Origin of the sequence: Thermoanaerobaculum aquaticum (assembly GCF_000687145.1) — a bacterium.
Lineage (GTDB): Bacteria > Acidobacteriota > Thermoanaerobaculia > Thermoanaerobaculales > Thermoanaerobaculaceae > Thermoanaerobaculum > Thermoanaerobaculum aquaticum.
This window is the reverse complement of sequence record NZ_JMFG01000010.1, coordinates 36122-54427: the sequence shown is the minus strand read 5'-3', so window position 1 is coordinate 54427 and position 18306 is coordinate 36122. Positions and strand designations below refer to the sequence as shown.

General features: G+C 61.3%; 16 protein-coding genes. 10 read left to right on the top strand and 6 right to left on the bottom strand.

The window, feature by feature from the left end; genetic code table 11:
* Window positions 1-325 precede the first annotated feature (325 nt).
* Both EG19_RS04620 and EG19_RS04615 read right to left on the bottom strand, forming a co-directional pair.
* On the bottom strand, window positions 326-2641 hold the full coding sequence (locus EG19_RS04620; RefSeq protein ID WP_053334895.1) for a PAS domain-containing hybrid sensor histidine kinase/response regulator: 2316 nt from the start codon (window positions 2639-2641) through the stop codon (window positions 326-328).
* 363 nt (window positions 2642-3004) lie between these two features.
* Complete coding sequence (locus EG19_RS04615) at window positions 3005-4375, bottom strand: tryptophanase (protein ID WP_038048057.1); 1371 nt, start codon at window positions 4373-4375, stop codon at window positions 3005-3007.
* Between the two features lie 186 nt (window positions 4376-4561).
* On the opposite strand from EG19_RS04615, the gene pal reads away from it, so the two are divergent.
* The 6 genes from pal to EG19_RS04585 all read left to right on the top strand — a co-directional run bounded on the left by pal (window position 4562) and on the right by EG19_RS04585 (window position 10014).
* On the top strand, window positions 4562-5137 hold the full coding sequence (gene pal / locus EG19_RS04610; RefSeq protein ID WP_038048055.1) for a peptidoglycan-associated lipoprotein Pal: 576 nt from the start codon (window positions 4562-4564) through the stop codon (window positions 5135-5137).
* Window positions 5134-5931, top strand: a complete 798-nt coding sequence (gene ybgF / locus EG19_RS04605) for a tol-pal system protein YbgF (RefSeq protein WP_038048054.1) — start codon at window positions 5134-5136, stop codon at window positions 5929-5931. The genes pal and ybgF overlap by 4 nt, the downstream gene beginning before the upstream one ends.
* A gap of 12 nt (window positions 5932-5943) precedes the next feature.
* Window positions 5944-6234, top strand: coding sequence for a 30S ribosomal protein S20 (gene rpsT / locus EG19_RS04600; RefSeq protein WP_038048052.1), 291 nt, complete (start codon window positions 5944-5946; stop codon window positions 6232-6234).
* Window positions 6224-7123: a phosphoribosylaminoimidazolesuccinocarboxamide synthase gene (locus tag EG19_RS04595; RefSeq protein WP_038048050.1), complete on the top strand. Its 900-nt coding sequence runs from the start codon at window positions 6224-6226 to the stop codon at window positions 7121-7123. Before rpsT ends, EG19_RS04595 begins: the two co-directional genes overlap by 11 nt.
* A gap of 43 nt (window positions 7124-7166) precedes the next feature.
* Window positions 7167-9266, top strand: a complete 2100-nt coding sequence (fusA, locus tag EG19_RS04590) for an elongation factor G (protein ID WP_038048048.1) — start codon at window positions 7167-7169, stop codon at window positions 9264-9266.
* A gap of 109 nt (window positions 9267-9375) precedes the next feature.
* Window positions 9376-10014, top strand: coding sequence for a DedA family protein (locus EG19_RS04585; protein ID WP_038048046.1), 639 nt, complete (start codon window positions 9376-9378; stop codon window positions 10012-10014).
* Here the strand turns inward: EG19_RS04585 and EG19_RS04580 are convergent.
* A complete protein-coding gene (locus tag EG19_RS04580; RefSeq protein WP_038048098.1) occupies window positions 9980-10588 on the bottom strand; it encodes a DNA-3-methyladenine glycosylase in 609 nt (202 codons plus the stop codon). The genes EG19_RS04585 and EG19_RS04580 overlap by 35 nt on opposite strands.
* A gap of 34 nt (window positions 10589-10622) precedes the next feature.
* Here EG19_RS04580 and EG19_RS04575 point away from each other — a divergent pair, with 34 nt between their 5' ends.
* Window positions 10623-11558, top strand: coding sequence for an NAD-dependent epimerase/dehydratase family protein (locus tag EG19_RS04575; protein ID WP_038048044.1), 936 nt, complete (start codon window positions 10623-10625; stop codon window positions 11556-11558).
* A 28-nt stretch (window positions 11559-11586) separates the two neighbouring features.
* Window positions 11587-12987 carry a sodium:solute symporter family protein gene (locus EG19_RS04570; protein ID WP_152543913.1) on the top strand — a complete coding sequence of 467 codons (1401 nt, stop codon included), beginning with the start codon at window positions 11587-11589 and terminating at the stop codon, window positions 12985-12987.
* On the opposite strand, the gene EG19_RS04565 is transcribed toward EG19_RS04570, so the two are convergent.
* Together EG19_RS04565 and EG19_RS04560 are read right to left on the bottom strand one after the other, a co-directional pair.
* Window positions 12977-13846, bottom strand: a complete 870-nt coding sequence (locus EG19_RS04565) for an NYN domain-containing protein (RefSeq protein ID WP_081799914.1) — start codon at window positions 13844-13846, stop codon at window positions 12977-12979. The two genes, EG19_RS04570 and EG19_RS04565, sit on opposite strands and share 11 nt — an antisense overlap.
* Window positions 13847-13918: 72 nt before the next feature.
* Entirely contained in the window at window positions 13919-14254 is a 336-nt protein-coding gene (locus EG19_RS04560) for a 4a-hydroxytetrahydrobiopterin dehydratase (protein WP_038048040.1), read from the bottom strand.
* A gap of 93 nt (window positions 14255-14347) precedes the next feature.
* Here EG19_RS04560 and EG19_RS04555 point away from each other — a divergent pair, with 93 nt between their 5' ends.
* Window positions 14348-16399, top strand: coding sequence for an ATP-dependent helicase (locus EG19_RS04555; protein ID WP_200867117.1), 2052 nt, complete (start codon window positions 14348-14350; stop codon window positions 16397-16399).
* 22 nt (window positions 16400-16421) lie between these two features.
* Here the strand turns inward: EG19_RS04555 and EG19_RS04550 are convergent, their stop codons facing one another.
* Entirely contained in the window at window positions 16422-16913 is a 492-nt protein-coding gene (locus EG19_RS04550; protein WP_152543912.1) for a DUF2147 domain-containing protein, read from the bottom strand.
* A 59-nt stretch (window positions 16914-16972) separates the two neighbouring features.
* Here EG19_RS04550 and EG19_RS04545 point away from each other — a divergent pair, with 59 nt between their 5' ends.
* Window positions 16973-18301 (top strand): NAD(P)/FAD-dependent oxidoreductase, encoded by a 1329-nt coding sequence (locus tag EG19_RS04545; protein WP_038048038.1) that lies wholly within the window; start codon window positions 16973-16975, stop codon window positions 18299-18301.
* Window positions 18302-18306: the final 5 nt, after the last annotated feature.

The window sequence follows — 18306 nt, the reverse complement described above, 5'->3', positions numbered from 1 at the left end:
CGGCCCCACAGCAGGAGCGCCGGCCCCACAGGAGCGCGCGTCCAGCTCTGCTGGCGCGCGCGTGGGGGTTCGGGGGGCCAAGCCGGCCACGGATGGGCGGGGGAGCGTGGCCGTGCCCCCCGCGTCAGATAGCCGGCGGTCCCACAACAAGAAAAAAAAGTGGGATTCGCGCTGAAAAATGTGGGACCCGCGCTCCGTCGCGGGTCTTTTTTCTCTAAGCCGGCGCAGGAGCGCCGGCCCCACAAGTGGAGCGGCGGCCCCACAGCAGGAGCGGCGGCCCCACATTGCCTGCGGCGGCGCCAGGATTCTGGGGTGAAAAGTTCGGCTAAATCTTCCCTTCTTTCTTTTGGTCGAGGATTTCGCGGACTTTGCGGGCGAGGGAGTCCAAACCGTAAGGTTTGGTGATGAGAAACACCCCTTCTTTTTTCTTGAAATCGACATGCACGGCGTTTTCCGAATAACCTGTGGAAAAAAGGAAACACACGTGCGGGGCTTTTTCCTGGACCTTCTGGTAAAGCTCCCAGCCGCCCATGCGGGGCATAACCACATCCGAAACCACCAGGTCCACAGCAAAACTTCTTTCCTCCAAAAGCTGCAGCGCCTCTTCTCCGTCGGCAGCGGTGAGCACCTCGTAACCCAAGGCAGCCAAGGACTCCGCGAGAACTTGCCGCACCACTTCTTCGTCTTCCACGAGCAAAATCCGTTCGCTCCCGCCCACTACCGGTCCTTCAACTTTGGGACCCACTTCTACGGCTCGACGCTCTACCACCGGGAAATAGATTTTGAAGCTGGTGCCCCTTCCGGGCTCGGAATACACGTGAATCATGCCGTCGTGTTGCTTAACGATGCCGTACACGGTTGAAAGACCCAGCCCTGTACCCTTTCCCGGCTCTTTGGTGGTGAAAAAAGGCTCGAAAATCCGCTGGCGGGTGGCTTCGTCCATGCCAACGCCGGTGTCGCTCACCGTAAGCAGGACGTAACGACCCTGTTTCGCCCACGGGTGTTGGCGAACGTACTCGCCGTTAATCAGCACGTTTTCCGTTTCAATGGTCACGGTGCCCCCATTGGGCATAGCGTCACGGGCGTTGACCAGCAAGTTCACCAAAATTTGGTCCAGTTGCCCGGGATCGGCCATGATGGTGCCCAATTGGCGGGCAGGAATGAAATCTAGGCGAACGGTTTCTGGCAACAACCGCCGGAACATTTGCAGGCTTGCCTCCAGGTGTTTGTTGAGGTCTAGTGGCTGGAGTTCAATTACTTGTCGCCGGGCGAACGCTAAAAGCTGCCGGGTTAAGGTTGCAGCGCGCTGGGCGGATTGCCGCAAGCTTTCCAAATCCTGCAAGAGGGGATCGTTGGCAGGAAGCTTTCTTTCCATGAGGTCCACCGTCCCCATCATGGCCGTAAGGAGGTTGTTGAAATCGTGGGCCACGCCGCCGGCCAGTTGCCCCAAGGCTTCCAACCGCTGCGAAAGGCGGAGTTGTTCTTCCATCTTCTTAAGGCCGGTGAGGTCCGCCATGGCTCCCACCATCCGCACTGCCTTTCCTGCCTGGTCTTTTTCCACAATACCGCGGTCGAAAACGTGGGCGTAGCTGCCATTGGCACGGGCGAAGCGGTATTCCGCCTCAAAAGGGGCACCGCTGGCCAACGATTCAGCCAAAACCCGGGTTACTCGTTCCCGATCCTCGGGATGGATGCGTTCGGTCCATTCAACGATACCACCCATCTCCTCTGGGGTTAATCCGAACGATTTGAGCACAGCGCGGCTCCAGGTAATTTCGCCAGTGCGCACGTTCCAGTCGTACACCACCTCACCGGTGGCTTCCAGGGCAGCCGCGTAGCGAAGCCGCTCCTCTTCCAAAATGCGCCGGGTTTCGTGGAGCTCGGAAATGTCCAGCAAATAGCCGTCAAACCCTATAACCCGGCCCTGGCCGTCTCTCAAGACCACCGTGCGATCCAAAACCCAACGGATTTTTCCGTCGAGGCAAACGATTCGGTACTCGTGGCTCCAGCTATTGGCCCCCTGTGAAAAGAAACGGCGCGCTTCTTCTTGCACCCGTTCCCGATCTTCTGGGTGAACCAGCTCGTGAAAAGATCGGGGGTACGCCATTAGCTGTTCCGGCTCAAACCCCCAAGCCCTGACGTTATCCGTGACAAACGACACGCTGCGCTCCGGTGCCGGTCGCCATCGAAAGAGCACCACCGGACCCTGGGAGAACAGCTGAAATATAGCTTCCCGTTGTGCCTCAGCAGCTTTGCGCTCCGAAATGTCCGCAAAAACCCAAACGGTAGCTGGTTTTTCTGCCCAAACGACGTGATGGACCCGACATCCCACCCACAGGCGGGAACCGTTGGCCCGGAGGAGCTCCAGCTCCACTCCCTGCGCCCCGTGGCTGGAGCGGCAGCCAGGATCCAACAGTTTTTCCCGATGTTCGGGGGCTACCAAATCGCGAATTGCTTGGTTTTTAAACCCAGTTTCGTCCAGGTCCACCATCCGCAAAAAAGCACTGTTCACGAAAGCAATACCCTTCTCTTGCTCCACCACCACTCCCACAGGTAGGCGCTCCAAAAGCTGCTTTAGCCTGTCCCTTTCCAGCGAAGTGAGTTCGCGAGCATGAGCAAGGTCAACTTGCTCCCGTGCCATGCGTGTAAACATTCTTCCGGAAAGAACAACACCAACCAAAAGCAAGACGCTAACTGCGAAAACAATAGTGGTCTCGGCGCCGAGATAAGGTGAACGGCTCGGTTCTGACGCCATAGACAGCTCGTACCAATGCAGAACTCGACGTACGAACATAACCGCTGCTGCGAGAGAAAAAAACATCCAAGGGCTCTTTTCATTAGTTCGTCGCATCAACCACAGCGCCCAAGCTACCGTGACTAACTGCAGTGTCACTGCAAGGAAAGCGACCCACTTCATGCCCTCACCCCCCCAGCAATTTGAGTCGCAAATCGCATTGCTCGTGGAAGCTCATGACAAGATTTTAGTCAAAGCCGGTAAGCAGCGCTAGCTCCGCAACCGGAAACGCGCGGAAAAGTGAGGCAAGACGTCAGGGCGGTAGACGAACTCCAACCCGGGGATGCTTTGGCGCTGCTGGTAAAGCTCACCGATGGCTTCCACCACGTAGTCCATGTGGCTTTGGGTGTACACACGCCGGGGAATGGCCAGGCGCACCAGGTCCAAAGCCGGCCACTGCCAGGAGCCATCGGGCAGCTTCTTGCCAAACATCACGTTGCCAATTTCGCAGGCGCGGATACCGGCGTGCTCGTACAAGGCCACCGACAAAGCCCAGCCTGGGAGCTGTTCATCAGGCAAATGCTCGCAAAAGCGGCGGCCGTCCAGGTAAATGGCGTGGCCGCCAAAGGGCTTCAAAAGCGGCACACCGAGCTCGTCCAGGTGCTGGCCCACGTAGGCTGTGGAGGCAATTCGGTAGCGCAGGTAGTCTTCCTCCAGCACTTCCTCCAGGCCAATGGCCAAAGCTTCCAGATCCCGGCCGGCAAGACCGCCGTAGGTCACAAAGCCTTCGGTGAGGATCAGAAGGGTGCGGATCTTTTCCGCCCAGGCGTCGGAGTTCAAAGAAATCACCCCGCCGATGTTGCCAAAGGCGTCCTTCTTCATGCTCATGAGCGCGCCGTCGGTGTAGGAAAACATCTCCTGGGCAATTTCCCTGGGCGTCTTGTCCTGATAACCCGGCTCCCGCAGCTTGATGAAGTAGGCGTTTTCCGCGAAGCGGGCGGCATCCAGAAACAGCGGGACGCCAAAGGCATCGCAAACCTTCTTGGCTTCCCGAAGGTTGGCCATGGAAACCGGCTGGCCCCCTCCGGAGTTGTTGGTGGCGGTGATGAGCACGAAAGGCACCCGGTGGTGTTCTTTGTTCAGCAAATCCTCGAGCTTTTGCAAATCCATGTTGCCCTTGAAGGGGTGCAGGTTTTCGGGATCCCGGGCTTCGGGAATGGGCAAATCCACCGCTTCCGCATGGGATGCTTCAATGTTGGCGCGGGTGGTGTCAAAGTGGGTGTTGCCCGGGATCACATCCCCCGGTTTGACCACCGCCGCACACAACAAGCGCTCGGACGCCCGCCCCTGGTGGGTGGGGATCACGTGCTTGTGGCCAAACACGCTTTTCACCGAAGCTTCGAAACGAAAAAAAGACCTGGCTCCAGCGTAGGACTCGTCCCCTTCCATGACCCCGGCCCACTGGTGGGTGGACATGGCGCCGGTGCCGGAATCGGTGAGCAGGTCAATGAGCACGTCTTCGGCTTTCAGGCGGAACGGGTTGTACTCGGCTTCGGCGATTTTCCTCTGGCGCTCTTCCCGGGTGGTCATGCGGATGGGTTCCACCACTTTGATCCTGAAAGGCTCAATGATGGTTTTCATCGGCCTCGCCTCCGGCCTCATGGTAGCGCAGGTGAGCGGACTGCGGGCATTTCTGGTGCGGGTTTTGGCCTCCCCACCGCCCGGAGGCCGCTCAAAGCCTGCCGGCTGGAGGGCCAAGCTTTGGTGACCCCGCGACTTGTCCCCCCCTGCAAGTTCGTGTAAGCTTGCCCAGCTTGGAGGTGGCCCATGCGCCGAGCCTGGGGTGTTGGGATGCTTGTGGTTCTCGCGTTGGCGGCTGGCTGCGCCCGGCCAAAACCGGTGGTGGCGCCGGAGGTGAGCCGTCCGTCCCAGGCTGCAGCTCCCGCGGCCGAGCCTGCGCCCAGCCGCGAGGTGGCCCCTGAGCCGGCGGTGCAGCCGGCCTCCCTCCCGGAATCCGAGGTGAGCGCTTCCGAGCTTCCCGCCGATGTGGAGGCCATTAACAAGGCGGGCTACCTCAAGGACGTGTTCTTCGATACCGACAAGTCCGAGCTGCGCCCCGATGCCCGCGATCTCCTGGCTCAAAACGCCCGTTGGCTGCAGCAGCACCCCACGGTGAAGATCCTCATCGAGGGGCACTGCGACGAGCGCAACACCAACGAGTACAATCTGGCCCTGGGCTGGCGCCGGGCCAACGCGGCCAAGGACTACCTGGTTTCCCTGGGGGTGGCTGCCGATCGCATCAGCACCATTTCCTACGGTGAGGAGCGGCCCTTTGCCACTTGCCACGACGAGAGCTGCTGGTGGCAAAACCGCCGGGCTCATTTTGTGGTGACAGGAAAATGAAATACCAATTGGGCTTTTCCGCTTTGGTTCTGGCTTCTTTTTTGGCCTACGGCTGCGTGTCCAGCGGGGATATCGAGCTTTTGCACAGGGAAATCACCGATGTGGGCAAGCGGGTGGACGATTTGGCCCGGGCCACGAGCGGCAAGGAAGACGTGGCGGCTCTTTCCCGCACCATAGGCCAGCAAACCTCGCAGCTTTTGAAGTCCAACGCCGATATCCAGCAGGAAATTCGCGCCCTGCGGGAGCAAATGGAAACCCTGCAGGCGGCTTTAGAGTCCACCAACCAGCGCCTGGGGCAGCTCTCCCAGGAGCTGGCTGCCGCACGGGAAAAGCTCCAGGCTTTGGGAGCGGCTCCCGCTGGCGCACCGGCGCCTGCGGGAACACAGCCCGCTCTGGGAACGCCAGCTTCCGAGCCGGCTCAGCTTTACAACAGCGCCTACGAAGATTACATGCGTGGCAACTACGATTTGGCCATCCAGGGGTTTTCCGAGTACCTGCGGCGCTACCCCGACACCGAGCTTTCGGACAACGCCCTGTACTGGATCGGCGAGTGCCACTACTCCAAGAAGGACTACGACAGGGCCATTGACACCTTTACCCAGCTTTTGAACAGCTACAAGACCTCAGACAAAGCAGCCGCTGCGCTGTTGAAGAAGGGCTTTGCGTACCTGGAAAAGGGCGACAAGTCGCAGGCGGTGATTAACCTGCAGTACGTGGTTTTCGAGTATCCAGCAAGCCCGGAAGCCAGCCTTGCCAAGGAGCGGCTGGCCAAGTTGGGCGTGAAAATCAAGTGAGAGGGAGCAGGAATGGCTAAAAGGATCAAGTCGGGTTTGAAGAGAAAGAGGCAAAACGAGGTCCGTCGGCTGCGCAACCGCGCGGTACGGACCAGGGTTCGCAACGCCGTCAAGGCCTTGCGGCAAGCGCTCACCAGCGGCGAGGCGAAGACCGTCAAGGAGCTTTTGCCGCGCACGGTTTCGGTGATTGACGTAGGCGTGCGGAAGGGTGTTTTCCACAAGAACACCGCCGCCCGTCTCAAGTCGCGCCTGACTTCGCAAGCGGCAGCCCTGCTGAAGGGCCAAGCTGCCCATGGCGCGTGAGCCTTATCGCGCCCCCAGCACCTTAAAACCGCACCTTCTCCGCCAGGGAAAGGTGCGGGATATTTACGGCACTGCCGACGGGAACCTGGTGCTGGTGGCCACCGACCGCATCAGCGCTTTTGATGTGGTCTTAAGCCCCGGCATTCCCGGCAAGGGGATCATCCTCACCCAGCTTTCCAACTTTTGGTTTGCCCACTTTGCCCCACTGGTGCCCAACCACCTGCTGGCCACCGAGCGGGAAAAGCTGGGCGAGCCTTTTTCCCGGGAAGAGACCCTTGCGGGAAGGGCGGTGCTGGTTAAGAAACTCACCATGGTGCCGGTGGAATGCGTGGTGCGGGGCTACCTGGTAGGGAGCGGCTGGAAGGAGTACCGGGAAACCGGCAGCGTCTGCGGTATTCCCCTGCCCGCCGGCCTCCGCCAGGCGGACGAGCTTCCAGCCCCCATCTTCACACCGGCCACCAAGGAAGAAACCGGGCACGACCAGAACATTAGCTTTGACCGCATGGTGGAGCTGGTGGGTGGGGAGCTTGCCGAAAAGCTGCGGGACCTCTCGCTAGCCATTTACCGGCAGGCAGCCGCCTACGCCCGGGAGCGGGGCATCATCATTGCCGACACCAAGTTTGAGTTTGGCCTGGATGAGCAGGGGCAAGTGGTGTGGGCGGATGAGGCGCTCACCCCGGATTCATCGCGGTTCTGGCCGGTGGAGCATTACCAGCCGGGGGGAAACCCGCCGTCTTACGACAAGCAGTTCGTGCGGGACTTTTTGGAGGGCTGCGGCTGGGACAAGAACCCACCGGCACCGGAGCTGCCGGAAGAAGTGGTGGAAGGAACGAGGGCGCGGTATTTGGAAGCCTACGCGAAGCTCACCGGACAGGTGCTGCGAATCTAAAACCGATTCCCAAGGGTGAAGCCCTTGGCAGAGGGAGGATTTGATGGCGGAAAAACCTTTTGCCACTGAAAACATCCGGAACGTCGCGGTCGTGGGTCACTCTTCCACCGGCAAAACGTCGCTGGTTTCGGCCATGCTGTTTTGCGCCAAAGAAACGCCCAAGCTGGGCAAGGTGGACAAGGGCACAGCCATCACCGATTTTGACGACGAGGCGGTGGAGCGCAAGATCACCATTGCCGCTGCTGCGGCCTTTGCCCGTCACAAGGGGTGCAAGGTGAACCTGGTGGACACCCCGGGGTACGGCATCTTCCTCACCGAAGCGCTGCAGGGCGTGAGGGTTTGTGAGGCCGCCCTCATCACCGTTTCGGCGGTGGCGGGCGTGGAAGTGCAAACCGAGAAGATGTGGAAGGTTTGCGCTGAGTCCGGTAAGCCGGTGCTTTTCGTGGTGAACCTCATGGACCGCGAGCGCGCCTCCGCCGAGCGCACCCTCGCCCAGCTGCAAAAGCGCTTTGGGCGGGAGGTGGTGCCGGTGCAGGTGCCCATTGGTGAAGAGGCGGGCTTTTCCGGGGTGGTGGACCTTCTTAGCATGAAAGCCCTCACCTCCCCCGCCGATGAGAGCGGGACGGTGACGGTGGGTGATATTCCGGCGTCAGTGGCGGAAGCCGCCGAGGCGGCCCGCTCGGCGCTTCTGGAAATGGTGGCCGAGCAGGACGAGGCGCTTTTGGAAAAGTTCTTTGCCGAAGGCACGTTGAGCTCGGAGGAGCTGGCTTCCGGCCTTAAGACCGCCTTCCGCCAGCGCAAGATCTTTCCCGTGTTTTTCACCAGCGCCACCCGCGTGCAGGCCATTACCCCGCTTCTGGATGCCCTGGTGGATCTGGTGCCTTCGCCCGCTGAGGTGGAAAACGCCTTCCTCCGGGATGACGGGCAAGAAGTCACGCTTTCGGCTTCCCTCGACCAGCCGGCGCTTTCCTACGTGTTCAAGACCATTTCCGACCCTTACGCTGGCCGCATTTCGCTCATGCGCGTGTACCTCGGCAGCTTCAACCCCGACGGCACCTACCAGAACAAGACCCGGGATGTGGCGGAGCGTTTCGGCGCGGTGAACTGGATTCAAGGCAAAGAGCTCATCCCCACCGAAAAGCTGGTGGCCGGCGACATTGGCGCAGTGGCCAAGCTCAAGGAAACCAAGACCGGCGACACGCTAGCGGCCAAGGAATCGGCGCTCAAGGTGCCTCCGGTGCGTATCCCCGAGCCCACCATTTCCTTTGCCATCACCCCCAAATCCAAGGGTGACGAGGACAAGATTGCCGGGGCCCTGGCCAAGATCCAGGACGAGGACCCCTCCCTGCAGGTTTCCCGCGACCCCCAAACCAAAGAGCTGTTGCTTTCCGGTTCGGCACAACTGCACGTGGAAATTGCGGTGGCCCGCCTTTCCAAGCGCTACAAGGTGGAAGTCACCCTCCAGCCGCCCAAGGTGCCCTACCGGGAAACCATCACCAAGACCGCCGAAGTCACCACCCGGCACAAGAAGCAAACTGGCGGCCACGGGCAATTTGCCGAAGCCAAGATCCGCCTGGAGCCTCTGCCCCGGGGGTCTGGCTACGAGTTCGTGGACAAGATCTTTGGCGGTGCCATCTCGCAAAACTACCGCCCCTCGGTGGACAAGGGCATCCAGCATGCGGCGCAAACCGGTCCCCTCGCCGGTTACCCGGTGGTGGACTTCCGGGTGGTGTTGCTGGACGGAAAAGAACACCCGGTGGACTCCTCGGACATGGCGTTCCAGATTTGCGGCCGCAAGGCCTTCCGGGAAGCGGTGAAGCTGGCCGGCCCCACGCTTTTGGAACCGGTCATGCAGGTGGAGATCACCACCCCCGATGAGTTCCTGGGCGACGTCATGGGCGACCTCAACTCCCGCCGGGGTCGGGTGCAGGGGATGGAGCCTTCGGACGGGCAAACGGTGGTGAAGGCCCAGGTACCTCTGGCGGAAATGCTCACCTACTCCCAGACCCTCCGCTCCATCACCGGCGGGCGCGGCGATTTCCACATGGAGTTTTCCCACTACGACGAGGTGCCCAAGCAACTGCAGGAAAAGATCATTGCTGCCGCGGGGGCGGTGGCTGCGGAAGAGGAGGAAGAGGAGTAATTACAAGGGCAAACTGCAGCTTGCGGGCGGTTGGGGTGCGAGCTTCCGTCCCAGACCGCCCGCAGTTTGCCAGTAGCGGAAGGCGGCTCCTCCCCGGGGGAAAAACGGCATGAGCTACATTCTGAAGTTCTTCGATTTCCTGCTGCACCTGGACGTGCACCTGGACACGCTCATTCAAACCCACGGCAGCTGGGTGCACGGCATCCTCTTCGTCATTGTCTTTTGCGAGACCGGCTTTGTGGTGACGCCCTTTCTCCCCGGTGATTCTTTGCTCTTTGCAGTGGGCACCTTTGCCGCCCGGGGAAGCCTGGATCTCATTACCGCCCTGGTGGTGCTTTCTGCGGCCGCCATCCTCGGGGACACCGTCAATTACTGGATTGGCCACTTCGTGGGGCCCCGGGTGTTCCACCGCGACGATGTGCGCTGGCTTAACCGCAAGCACCTGGACCGCACCCACGAGTTTTTTGAAAAGTACGGGGCAAAAACCATTATCCTGGCGCGCTTTGTGCCCATCGTCCGCACCTTCGCCCCGTTTGTGGCTGGTATTGGCGCCATGACCTACGGCAAGTTCCTGCTTTACAACGTGGTGGGTGGCTTGCTCTGGGTGCTTTCCATAACCCTGGCCGGCTACTTCTTTGGCAACATCCCGGTGGTGCGCCGTCACTTTACCCTGGTGATCATCGGCATCATTGTTGTTTCGGTGCTACCCGCCATCACTGAGACCCTCCGCCACCGCCGGAAATCCTGACCCCCACTGCAGGAAACCCCCGCACCACCCAGCGCAAAGGCCAGAAAGCCGCTTCCCCCGCGTAGGCCACGCCCACCCGGGGGAGCTGCAGGACTTCCTCCTCCGCAAAGGAAAACCCGTCATCGGCAATAAACACCGCTTCTCCGGTGGTGAGGTCGTAGCCGTTTTCTTCCCGCCCCAACCCCAGGGCCTGGCAGAGCTTGGCAGGACCGTTGCAGTCCAGGCGGCCCCCCCGGCGCCTCCTGACCACCTCCTCGCCCAAAACCACCACACCTCCGCGCAGCAAAACAGCTTGCGGGTCCCCGGGCCTTCTGGTCACCACGTTGGCGCAGTAATGCATGCCGTAGGTGAAGTACACGTACAGGTGGCCCGCTTCCCCCCACATGACCTCGTTTCTGGGGGTCCGCCGCCCACCGGCGGTGTGTGCTGCCGGATCCCCCACCCCCAGGTAGGCTTCCACCTCCATAAGCCGCAGCACCACCATTCCTTCCGGCAGCCGTCGCACCAGCAGCTTCCCCAGAAGCTCCCGGGCCACGGTTTCCGTATCCCGCTGGTAAAATGCCCGCGGCAGCACGGCGTGGTGCAACTTTTCCCAAAGGAGGTCAGAAGTGGAGCTTTCCAAAGCTTGTGTGACGGGTGGTGCAGGTTTCATCGGTTCTCACGTGGCCGAGGCGCTTTTAGCCCGCGGCTTCGAAGTACTTATTGTGGACGACCTCTCCACCGGGCGCAAGGAGAACATCCCCGCCGGAGCCCGCTTTTTCCAGATGGACATCCGCTCTCCGCAAGCGGGCCAGCTTCTCGCTGACGAAAGGGTGGAGCTTCTGGTGCACCACGCCGCGCAAATGGACGTGCGCAAAAGCGTCGCCGATCCCCTCTTTGACGCCGACGTCAACATCCTCGGCACCTTGAACTTACTGGAATCAGGGCGGCGTTCGCGCTTGAAGCAGGTGATCTTTGCCTCCACCGGCGGCGCCATGTACGGGGAGCAGGAGGCGTTTCCCGCCACCGAGACGCACCCGGCGCGCCCAGTTTCCCCCTACGGTGTTTCCAAGCTTTCGGTGGAGCGCTACCTGTACTTTTACTGGAGCGAGTACCGGCTTTCCGCTACCTGTTTGCGGTACGCCAACGTGTACGGGCCCCGGCAAAACCCCCACGGCGAAGCGGGCGTGGTGGCTATCTTTTTGAACCGCCTGCTCAGCGGAGAGCCCTGCGTCATCAACGGCGACGGCCTGCAAACCCGGGATTACGTGTACGTGGGCGATGTGGTGGCCGCCAATCTCGCCAGCATCGGTAGGAAGGGCTTTTTCGTGTACAACGTGGGCACCGGTCGGGAAACCAGCGTGGTGGAGCTTTACTGGCTCCTGGCCAAAGCGGTAGGGGTAGAAAAACCGCCGGTGCATGGGCCGGAAAAACCCGGGGAACAACGCCGATCGGCCATCTCCTCGGAGCTCATGCGCCGGGAACTGGGGGTTTACCCCTCGGTTTCGCTGGAAGAAGGGTTGGCCATCACCGCCCGGTGGTTTGCGGAAAGGGAAACGGCGTAGGGTTGCCATCCTTGTTTAAAATGTGACCATGGATCTTTTAGCCTGGTTGGGGGGAACGCTTCTTGCCCTGGGCATGCTGGCCTTAGGCCTGTGGGCCGGCATTGCCGAGCGCCGGCACGGCGCCGATAGCGAGGGCTTTTGGACCGCCCACCGCTCGCTTTCGGGCTGGAGCCTGGGCATGAGCCTTTCCGCCTCCATGCTTTCGGTGTCCTGGTCGCTGGTTTACGGGGTGGAGCTCCTGTACCGCTACGGCTGGGGTGGGCTCTGGCTTTTGGCGATTCCCTGGCTTGTGACCTTGGGGCTTTTTTACCTTTTGGTACCGCGTTTGCGTGCCTTCGGTGCTTTTTCCCAGGGGGAGCTCTTTGGCCAGGTGCACGGCCGAAAGCTCCAGCTTTTGACGGCTCTGGTGTTGAGCGTGGTGTTTTTAGCCTGGTGCGGCGCGGAAATTGCCGCCGCTGGCGAGCTGCTGGCCCCCATGCTGCAAGCGCCAGCCCCGCTGGTGATGGCGGGGCTGGCACTTCTTGTGGCGGCTTACTCCTGGGCTGGCGGTTTTCGAGCGGTGGTGCTCACCGACGTGGCCCAGTTCCTGCTCATTGCGGTGTTTTTGGTTTTTTTGGCGGTGAGGTCCTGGCAACCCCAGGGTTTATCCCCGCTGGCGCCCATTCCAGCCCCTTCCTTGTGGCTTGTGCTGGTCACGCTTTTGGTGTACGTCACGGGTTGGCTTTCGGAAGCCGACATCTGGCTGCGCTTCACCGCCGCCAAAAGCGACACCCACGCCCGCCTGGCCATGGCCTTTACCGCCGGCGTTTCCCTGGTGCTGGTCATTGGGGTGCCGGCGCTATTAGCGGCGGCAGCCCGGACGCTTTTGCCCCAAAGCCAGGACCTGGTGTTTCCCAGGCTTCTCGCCCACCTTCTCCCCCCTCAGCTGCACATCCTGGTTTTGGGGGGCTTTGCGGCGGTAGCCCTGTCCACCATTTCCACCACCGCCAACGTGGTGGCGGTCACCTGGGCCCGGGATTGGCCCCGGGAAAAAGCCCATAGCAGCAACTTGAGCTGGGCACGATGGGCTTCCGCTCTGGCGGTGTTTGCGGCGCTGGTGGTGGCCTGGCTTTCCCGCTCGCTTTCCGAGCTTTTTTACCTTTCGGCAGGGTTGTTGTCCGCCGGGCTTTTCTGGCCGACCCTGGGCCTCTTTTACCCGAGCCTGCGGGAAGCCGCACGTGTCGCAGCGTGGGTTGGCTTTTTTGCGGTTTTGGCTAGCTTCCTTTTGGAGCGCTCAGGGCTTTTCCGCTTTGCCGCCGATCCCGGGCTTAATGAGCTCGCCATTGGCTACATTCCGCCGGCGCTGGCGGTGGGTGTCCTGGCGCTGGCGGGAAGCTGGCTGTGGATGAAGGTCAAGAAGCCGCAGGAAGCACCGCAGCCTAGGCAGTAGTGGACGACGACTCCCCTTCGGCGCTTGTGGTCTTCCGCCGCCGCCGCCGGCGCTTGGCCGCGGGCTTGGGGGCTTCCTCGGCCACTGCTGTCTCACCACCCGAACCGGTATCAAAGCCGGTCACCACGTAGGTTCCCGAGCGCTCGTCCTTGCGCAGCTTGACGATGTGGTGGGTTTCGGCGTCCTTGAGGAGTGCGGTGAATGTGGGATAGCCGTAGTACTCCTCGTTGAACTCCGGCTTTTTTCGCTGCATGGTTTGCTTGATCATGGAGCCCCAGAGCACCTCTTTGCCGTCCCGCATGAGCGCCTTAATGGCATCCACCAGCAAAGCAAAGCACTCCTGCTTTTTTTCCGGGAGACCGGCAAGGGAGGGGGTGGTTTCCGCCAGCGAGCGGATGAGGTCCTCGTAAAAGATGAACTCGTCGCAGTTGGAAATCAAAAGCTCCGAGGTGGAGTTCTTCACGCCAATGCCAATAACGTACTTATCGTTTTCCCGCAGCTTGGAAACCAGCGGCGAAAAGTCGGAATCCCCGGAGCAAAGGGCGAAGGTGGTGACGAACTCCTTGGCGTAGCACAAATCCAAAGCATCCACCACCATGCGGATATCCGCCGAGTTCTTCCCCGAGTAGGCTTTCAGGGGAACGTCTATGAGCTCAATGGCCGCTTCGTGAAATGCGCGCTTGTACTGACCGTAGCGCTCCCAATCGGCGTAAGCCCGGCGCACCACCACCTTCCCCTTTTCCAAGAGCCGGGCCAAAACCAGGTTGATGTCGAACTGCTTGTACCCGGATTCCCGCAGGCCCAGGGCGATGTTTTCAAAGTCAATGAACAGGGCAATTTTGTGTTCTTCAATGGGCATCCGCCTTCTGCCTCCGGGCAGATGCTACCGCTTCTTTACCACCGGGCGCAAATGAAGCCGGGAAAAGCGAGATCAGGGGCCAGGCAAAAGCCCGCTGACCCTGGCAGCGCAAATGAAGTCGTTTTCCGAAAGACCACTGATGGCGTGCGTCCAGTACACCACCCTTACGGTTTTGTACCCCACTTCCATAAGCGGGTGATGGTCCTGCTGGTGGGAAATCCACGCTACAGCGTTGACGAAAGCAATGGCCTGGTAGTGGTCGCGGAACACGAAGGTGCGCTCCAGCTTGCCGTCCTTCAGGGCCCAGCCCGGAAGCTGGGCCAACAACCCCGTAGCTTGCTCCCGCGAAAGGGGAAGGGTTCCCCCTTCACATGGCACACAGCGCTTAGCGGCAAGGTCTTCCGGCACCGTTCTGTTCCCTCTTGGTTAAATCCAAACACCCCTCCCGTTATTCCCGGTGCTGGAGCCTGCAAGCGCCAAATTTTTCTGTATGCTGAAGCCGTGAGCGAGGGTTCGAAGCCGGTGAGGCTTTCGCCGGAAAAAGCTGTGACCAAGCGGGTGGACTACGCCTCGGCCCTAAACCCCGAGCAGCTGGCGGTGGTGATGCACCCCGGCGGCCCCATGCTGGTGCTGGCGGGAGCGGGTTCAGGAAAAACGCGAACTGTGGTGTACCGCGTGGCCCGGCTTCTGGAGGACGGGGTGGAGCCCTCGTCCATTTTGATGCTCACCTTCACCAACCGCGCTGCCCGGGAGATGCTCACCCGAGTGGAAACCCTGCTGGGGCGTGACGCCTCCCGGGTCATGGGCGGCACGTTTCACTCGGTGGGCAACCGCATCCTGCGCCGCTACGGGGAAAGGCTGGGCTATCCCAGCAACTACGGCATCCTTGACCGGGAGGATGCCCAGGAGCTCATGGGGCAGGCGGCCAGCGACGTACTGCCGCAGGTGCCGGACAAGAGGCTGCCGGGAGCGGCCGTGCTTTTGGAGGTGTACTCCTTCGTCATCAACACCGGCCGCAGCCTGGAAGAGGTGGTTTCCTGGAAGTACCCGCAGTTTTTGACCGATCAGGAGTTTATGCAGGCGGTCTTCCGCCGCTACCTGGAGCGCAAAAGACAGGCCCACCTCATGGACTACGACGACCTCTTGCTCAACTGGCTGCTGCTGCTGCGCCAACACCCCGAGGTGCGGCAGGCACTGGCCACCCGCTTCCGCCACATCCTGGTGGACGAGTACCAGGACACCAACAAGCTGCAAGCGGAAATCGTGGATTTAATGCTGGGGGCCGAGCGCAACCTCATGGTGGTGGGCGACGACGCCCAATCCATTTACGCCTTCCGCGGGGCCGAGTACGCCAACATCCTCACCTTTCCCCAGCGCTACCCGGATTGCACGGTTTTTCACCTCAACACCAACTACCGCTCGCTACCCCCCATCCTGGAGTTGGCCAACGCTTCCATTGCCCACAACCAGAAGCAGTTCCCCAAACACCTGCAACCGGTGCGACAAGGGGGGGAAAAGCCGGCGGTGGTGGCGGCCCCTTCCCCGGAGCTCCAGGCGGCCTTCGTGGCCCAGCGCATCCTGGAGCTTTTGGACGAAGGTGTGCCCTTAGGTGAGATTGGCGTTTTGTACCGCAACCACTCCCACTCTTTGGAGCTGGAAGTGGAGCTCACCCGCCGCTCCATCCCTTACGAGGTGCGCTCGGGCTTGCGGTTTTTCGAGCAGCGGCACGTGAAGGACGTGCTCGCCCACCTGCGCTTTGTGGCCAACCCTCGGGATGAGGTGGCCTTTTTCCGGATGGCCAAGCTGCGGCCGCGCCTGGGCCAGCGCTTGGTGGCCCGGGTTTGGGAGGCGTTTCACACCTCCCCCGAGCCCCTGACCGCTTTCCTGCAGCTGGATCCTGCTAGCTTGAGTTTGCCCCAGGCTGCCGCCCACTCCCTCCAGGAGCTCCAGGGGCTGGTAGGCAAGCTCACGCGATTGCAGCAGCGCCCCGGGGAGATGATCCGCGAGGTGCTGGCCTCCGGCTACCGGGAGTACGTGCGCTCGCAGCTGGACAACGCGGCTTCTCGTCTTGACGACCTGGAACAGCTGGCCATCTTTGCCGATGGTTACGACAGCCTGCCGGCCTTCTTGGACGAAGTGACGCTCATGAACGAGCTTTCCGGTGAAGACGTGGCGGCCCTGGAGGGCGAGCGGGAGCGGGTCACGCTTTCCACCGTGCACCAGGCCAAGGGCCTGGAGTGGCGGGTGGTTTTCGTCATTTGGCTTTCGGAGGGGCGCTTCCCCACCGCCCGCGCCGAGGATGTGGAAGAAGAACGGCGCCTGTTTTACGTGGCCTGCACCCGCGCCAAGGACGAGCTTTACCTCTGCTACCCGCTGGTGGCCCGGGACCGCTACCGGATGGACATCATCACCGAACCGTCCCGCTTCTTGCAGGAGCTGCCCGAGGAGCTGTACCAGCGCTTGCTGGTGGAAGCCCCGCAGGAAAACCTGGAGCTGGAAGCCGGCGGGAACTACGAGCTGCCGGCGTTCTTAAAGCCGCAAAAACCCAATTAAGCGGGCTGCCGTGTGTTCTTCTTCACGGAGAAGAACCGGGAGCGGTCTGGCTTTCCGGCACGCCCGGCACCCGGGTCCAGACCTCGGTGCGACCCAAAAGCGGAATGCCCACGTAACCCCGCAACCGCAAGCGGTCCTGGCCTTCCAGGGTGATGGTGGCGCGGTAGGTGTTGCCACTGACCGGATCGTAAATCTCCCCGTCTACCCACCGCTTCCCGTCCCAGCGGAATCCGGTGAGGATCTCCAGGCCCATAACCGGCCGGGTGCGCAGGTTGGGGTCGGGGTTTTCCCGATCCACCTTGGGTTTTCCCGCGGCCGGATGATCCGGCGGATAGACCGGCTTTTCCAGCCACACGATCCGCCCGGAAAGGCCCTCCCCCTTTTGCCGGATTTCCACGATGGCCGCACCGTTTTTTGCATCCGGGGGTGTGTGCCAAAAGCCCAGCACCGCTTCCCTTTCCCCTGCTCCCACCACGCTGGCGCACAGGAACAAGCCCACCAACACGCGCTTCATGGTGCCCTCCGGCTCCAGTGTAGCGTTTTCCACCGACGACCTGCGTGTAAGCTACCGCCATGGCAGAAGCGACGACTCCCAAGGTAGCCATGGTAGGTGCGGGCTTAACCGGCCTGGTGGCCGCCTGGCGGCTGGTGCAAGAAGGCGTGCCGGTGACCATCTTCGAGCGCTACCCCCAGGCCGGAGGCCTGGTGGCCACCTTTCGCGTGGGCGGTGAGGAACTGGAGTGCTTCTACCACCACCTGTTCACCACCGACCGCGACTACGTGGCCTTGGCGGAGGAGCTGGGGCTTGGAGATAGCATCCGCTGGCTTGCCTCCAGCATGGGCATTTACACCGCCGGCAAACTCTATCCCTTTGGCACGCCGCTTTCGCTTTTGCGGTTTTCTCCTTTTTCGCTGGCGGACAAGCTGCGCTTTGCCCTTTCGGTGCTTTACCTGGGGAGGGTTAAAAGCCCCCAGCGGTTTACCGGCGTTCCCGCCTGGCAGTGGATCCGCCGCTTTGCGGGCAAAAGGGTTCTGGATTTGGTGTGGGGGCCGCTTCTGGAGCAAAAGTTTGCCGAACGAAAGCATGAGGTTTCCATGGCCTGGCTCTGGAAGAAGGTGCAGCTCCGGGGCCAGTCCCGGGGCGCCGGGGGTTTCAAGGAAGCCTTAGGCTACATGGACGGCTCCTTTGGCCGCCTGGTGCGGCTTTTGGAAGCAAAACTGCGGGAACGGGGGGTGGTCTTTCGTTACGGGGAGCCTGCTTTGAAGCTTGAAGCTACGGAAAAAGGCCTGGCGCTGCGCACCCGCAAGGGGGTAGAGCTTTTCCCCTACGTGCTCTTTACCGCATCCCCCAGGGAGCTGGTCCGGGTTGATTCCGGCGCTTTCCCCGGTTGGTACCGGCAAAAGCTGGAAGCCCTGGAGGCCACCAACGCGCTTTGCCTGGTCCTGGAGCTGGACCGGGCCTTCTTGCCCTTTTACTGGACCAACGTGGCCGATCCCTCGTTCCCCTTTGGCGGCGTCATCGAGCACACCAATTTGGTGGAAAAGGAACGCTACGGGGGTCGGCACGTGGTTTACCTTTCGAAATACCTTTTTGCCAGCCACCCCCTCTGGCAGGCCAGCCCCAAAGAGGTGTACGACGCCTTCGTTCCCCACCTCTCCCGCCTCAACCCGGCTTTTTCCGAAAGGTTTATTTTGGACTGGCACCTGTTCAAGGCCGCCGACGCTCAACCCCTGGTCACCTGTCACTACGAAGAGAAGCTGCCACCGGTGGAAACCCCCATCCCCGGGCTTTTCCACTGCTCCATGGCCCACATTTACCCGGAAGATCGGGGGCAAAACTACGCGGTACGGGAAGCCAACCGGGTGGCCAAGCTGATCCTCCAGCGGCTGCGGGCCAGCTAAAGGGC

What these genes read in the sequence shown, in the direction of transcription:
- EG19_RS04620 (WP_053334895.1), bottom strand. Translation starts at nt 2,641, where the DNA reads ATGGCACGGGAGCAAGTTGACCTTGCTCATGCTCGCGAACTCACTTCG.
- EG19_RS04615 (WP_038048057.1), bottom strand. Translation starts at nt 4,375, where the DNA reads ATGAAAACCATCATTGAGCCTTTCAGGATCAAAGTGGTGGAACCCATC.
- pal (WP_038048055.1), top strand. Translation starts at nt 4,562, where the DNA reads ATGCGCCGAGCCTGGGGTGTTGGGATGCTTGTGGTTCTCGCGTTGGCG.
- ybgF (WP_038048054.1), top strand. Translation starts at nt 5,134, where the DNA reads ATGAAATACCAATTGGGCTTTTCCGCTTTGGTTCTGGCTTCTTTTTTG.
- rpsT (WP_038048052.1), top strand. Translation starts at nt 5,944, where the DNA reads ATGGCTAAAAGGATCAAGTCGGGTTTGAAGAGAAAGAGGCAAAACGAG.
- EG19_RS04595 (WP_038048050.1), top strand. Translation starts at nt 6,224, where the DNA reads ATGGCGCGTGAGCCTTATCGCGCCCCCAGCACCTTAAAACCGCACCTT.
- fusA (WP_038048048.1), top strand. Translation starts at nt 7,167, where the DNA reads ATGGCGGAAAAACCTTTTGCCACTGAAAACATCCGGAACGTCGCGGTC.
- EG19_RS04585 (WP_038048046.1), top strand. Translation starts at nt 9,376, where the DNA reads ATGAGCTACATTCTGAAGTTCTTCGATTTCCTGCTGCACCTGGACGTG.
- EG19_RS04570 (WP_152543913.1), top strand. Translation starts at nt 11,587, where the DNA reads ATGGATCTTTTAGCCTGGTTGGGGGGAACGCTTCTTGCCCTGGGCATG.
- EG19_RS04565 (WP_081799914.1), bottom strand. Translation starts at nt 13,846, where the DNA reads ATGCCCATTGAAGAACACAAAATTGCCCTGTTCATTGACTTTGAAAAC.
- EG19_RS04550 (WP_152543912.1), bottom strand. Translation starts at nt 16,913, where the DNA reads ATGAAGCGCGTGTTGGTGGGCTTGTTCCTGTGCGCCAGCGTGGTGGGA.
- EG19_RS04545 (WP_038048038.1), top strand. Translation starts at nt 16,973, where the DNA reads ATGGCAGAAGCGACGACTCCCAAGGTAGCCATGGTAGGTGCGGGCTTA.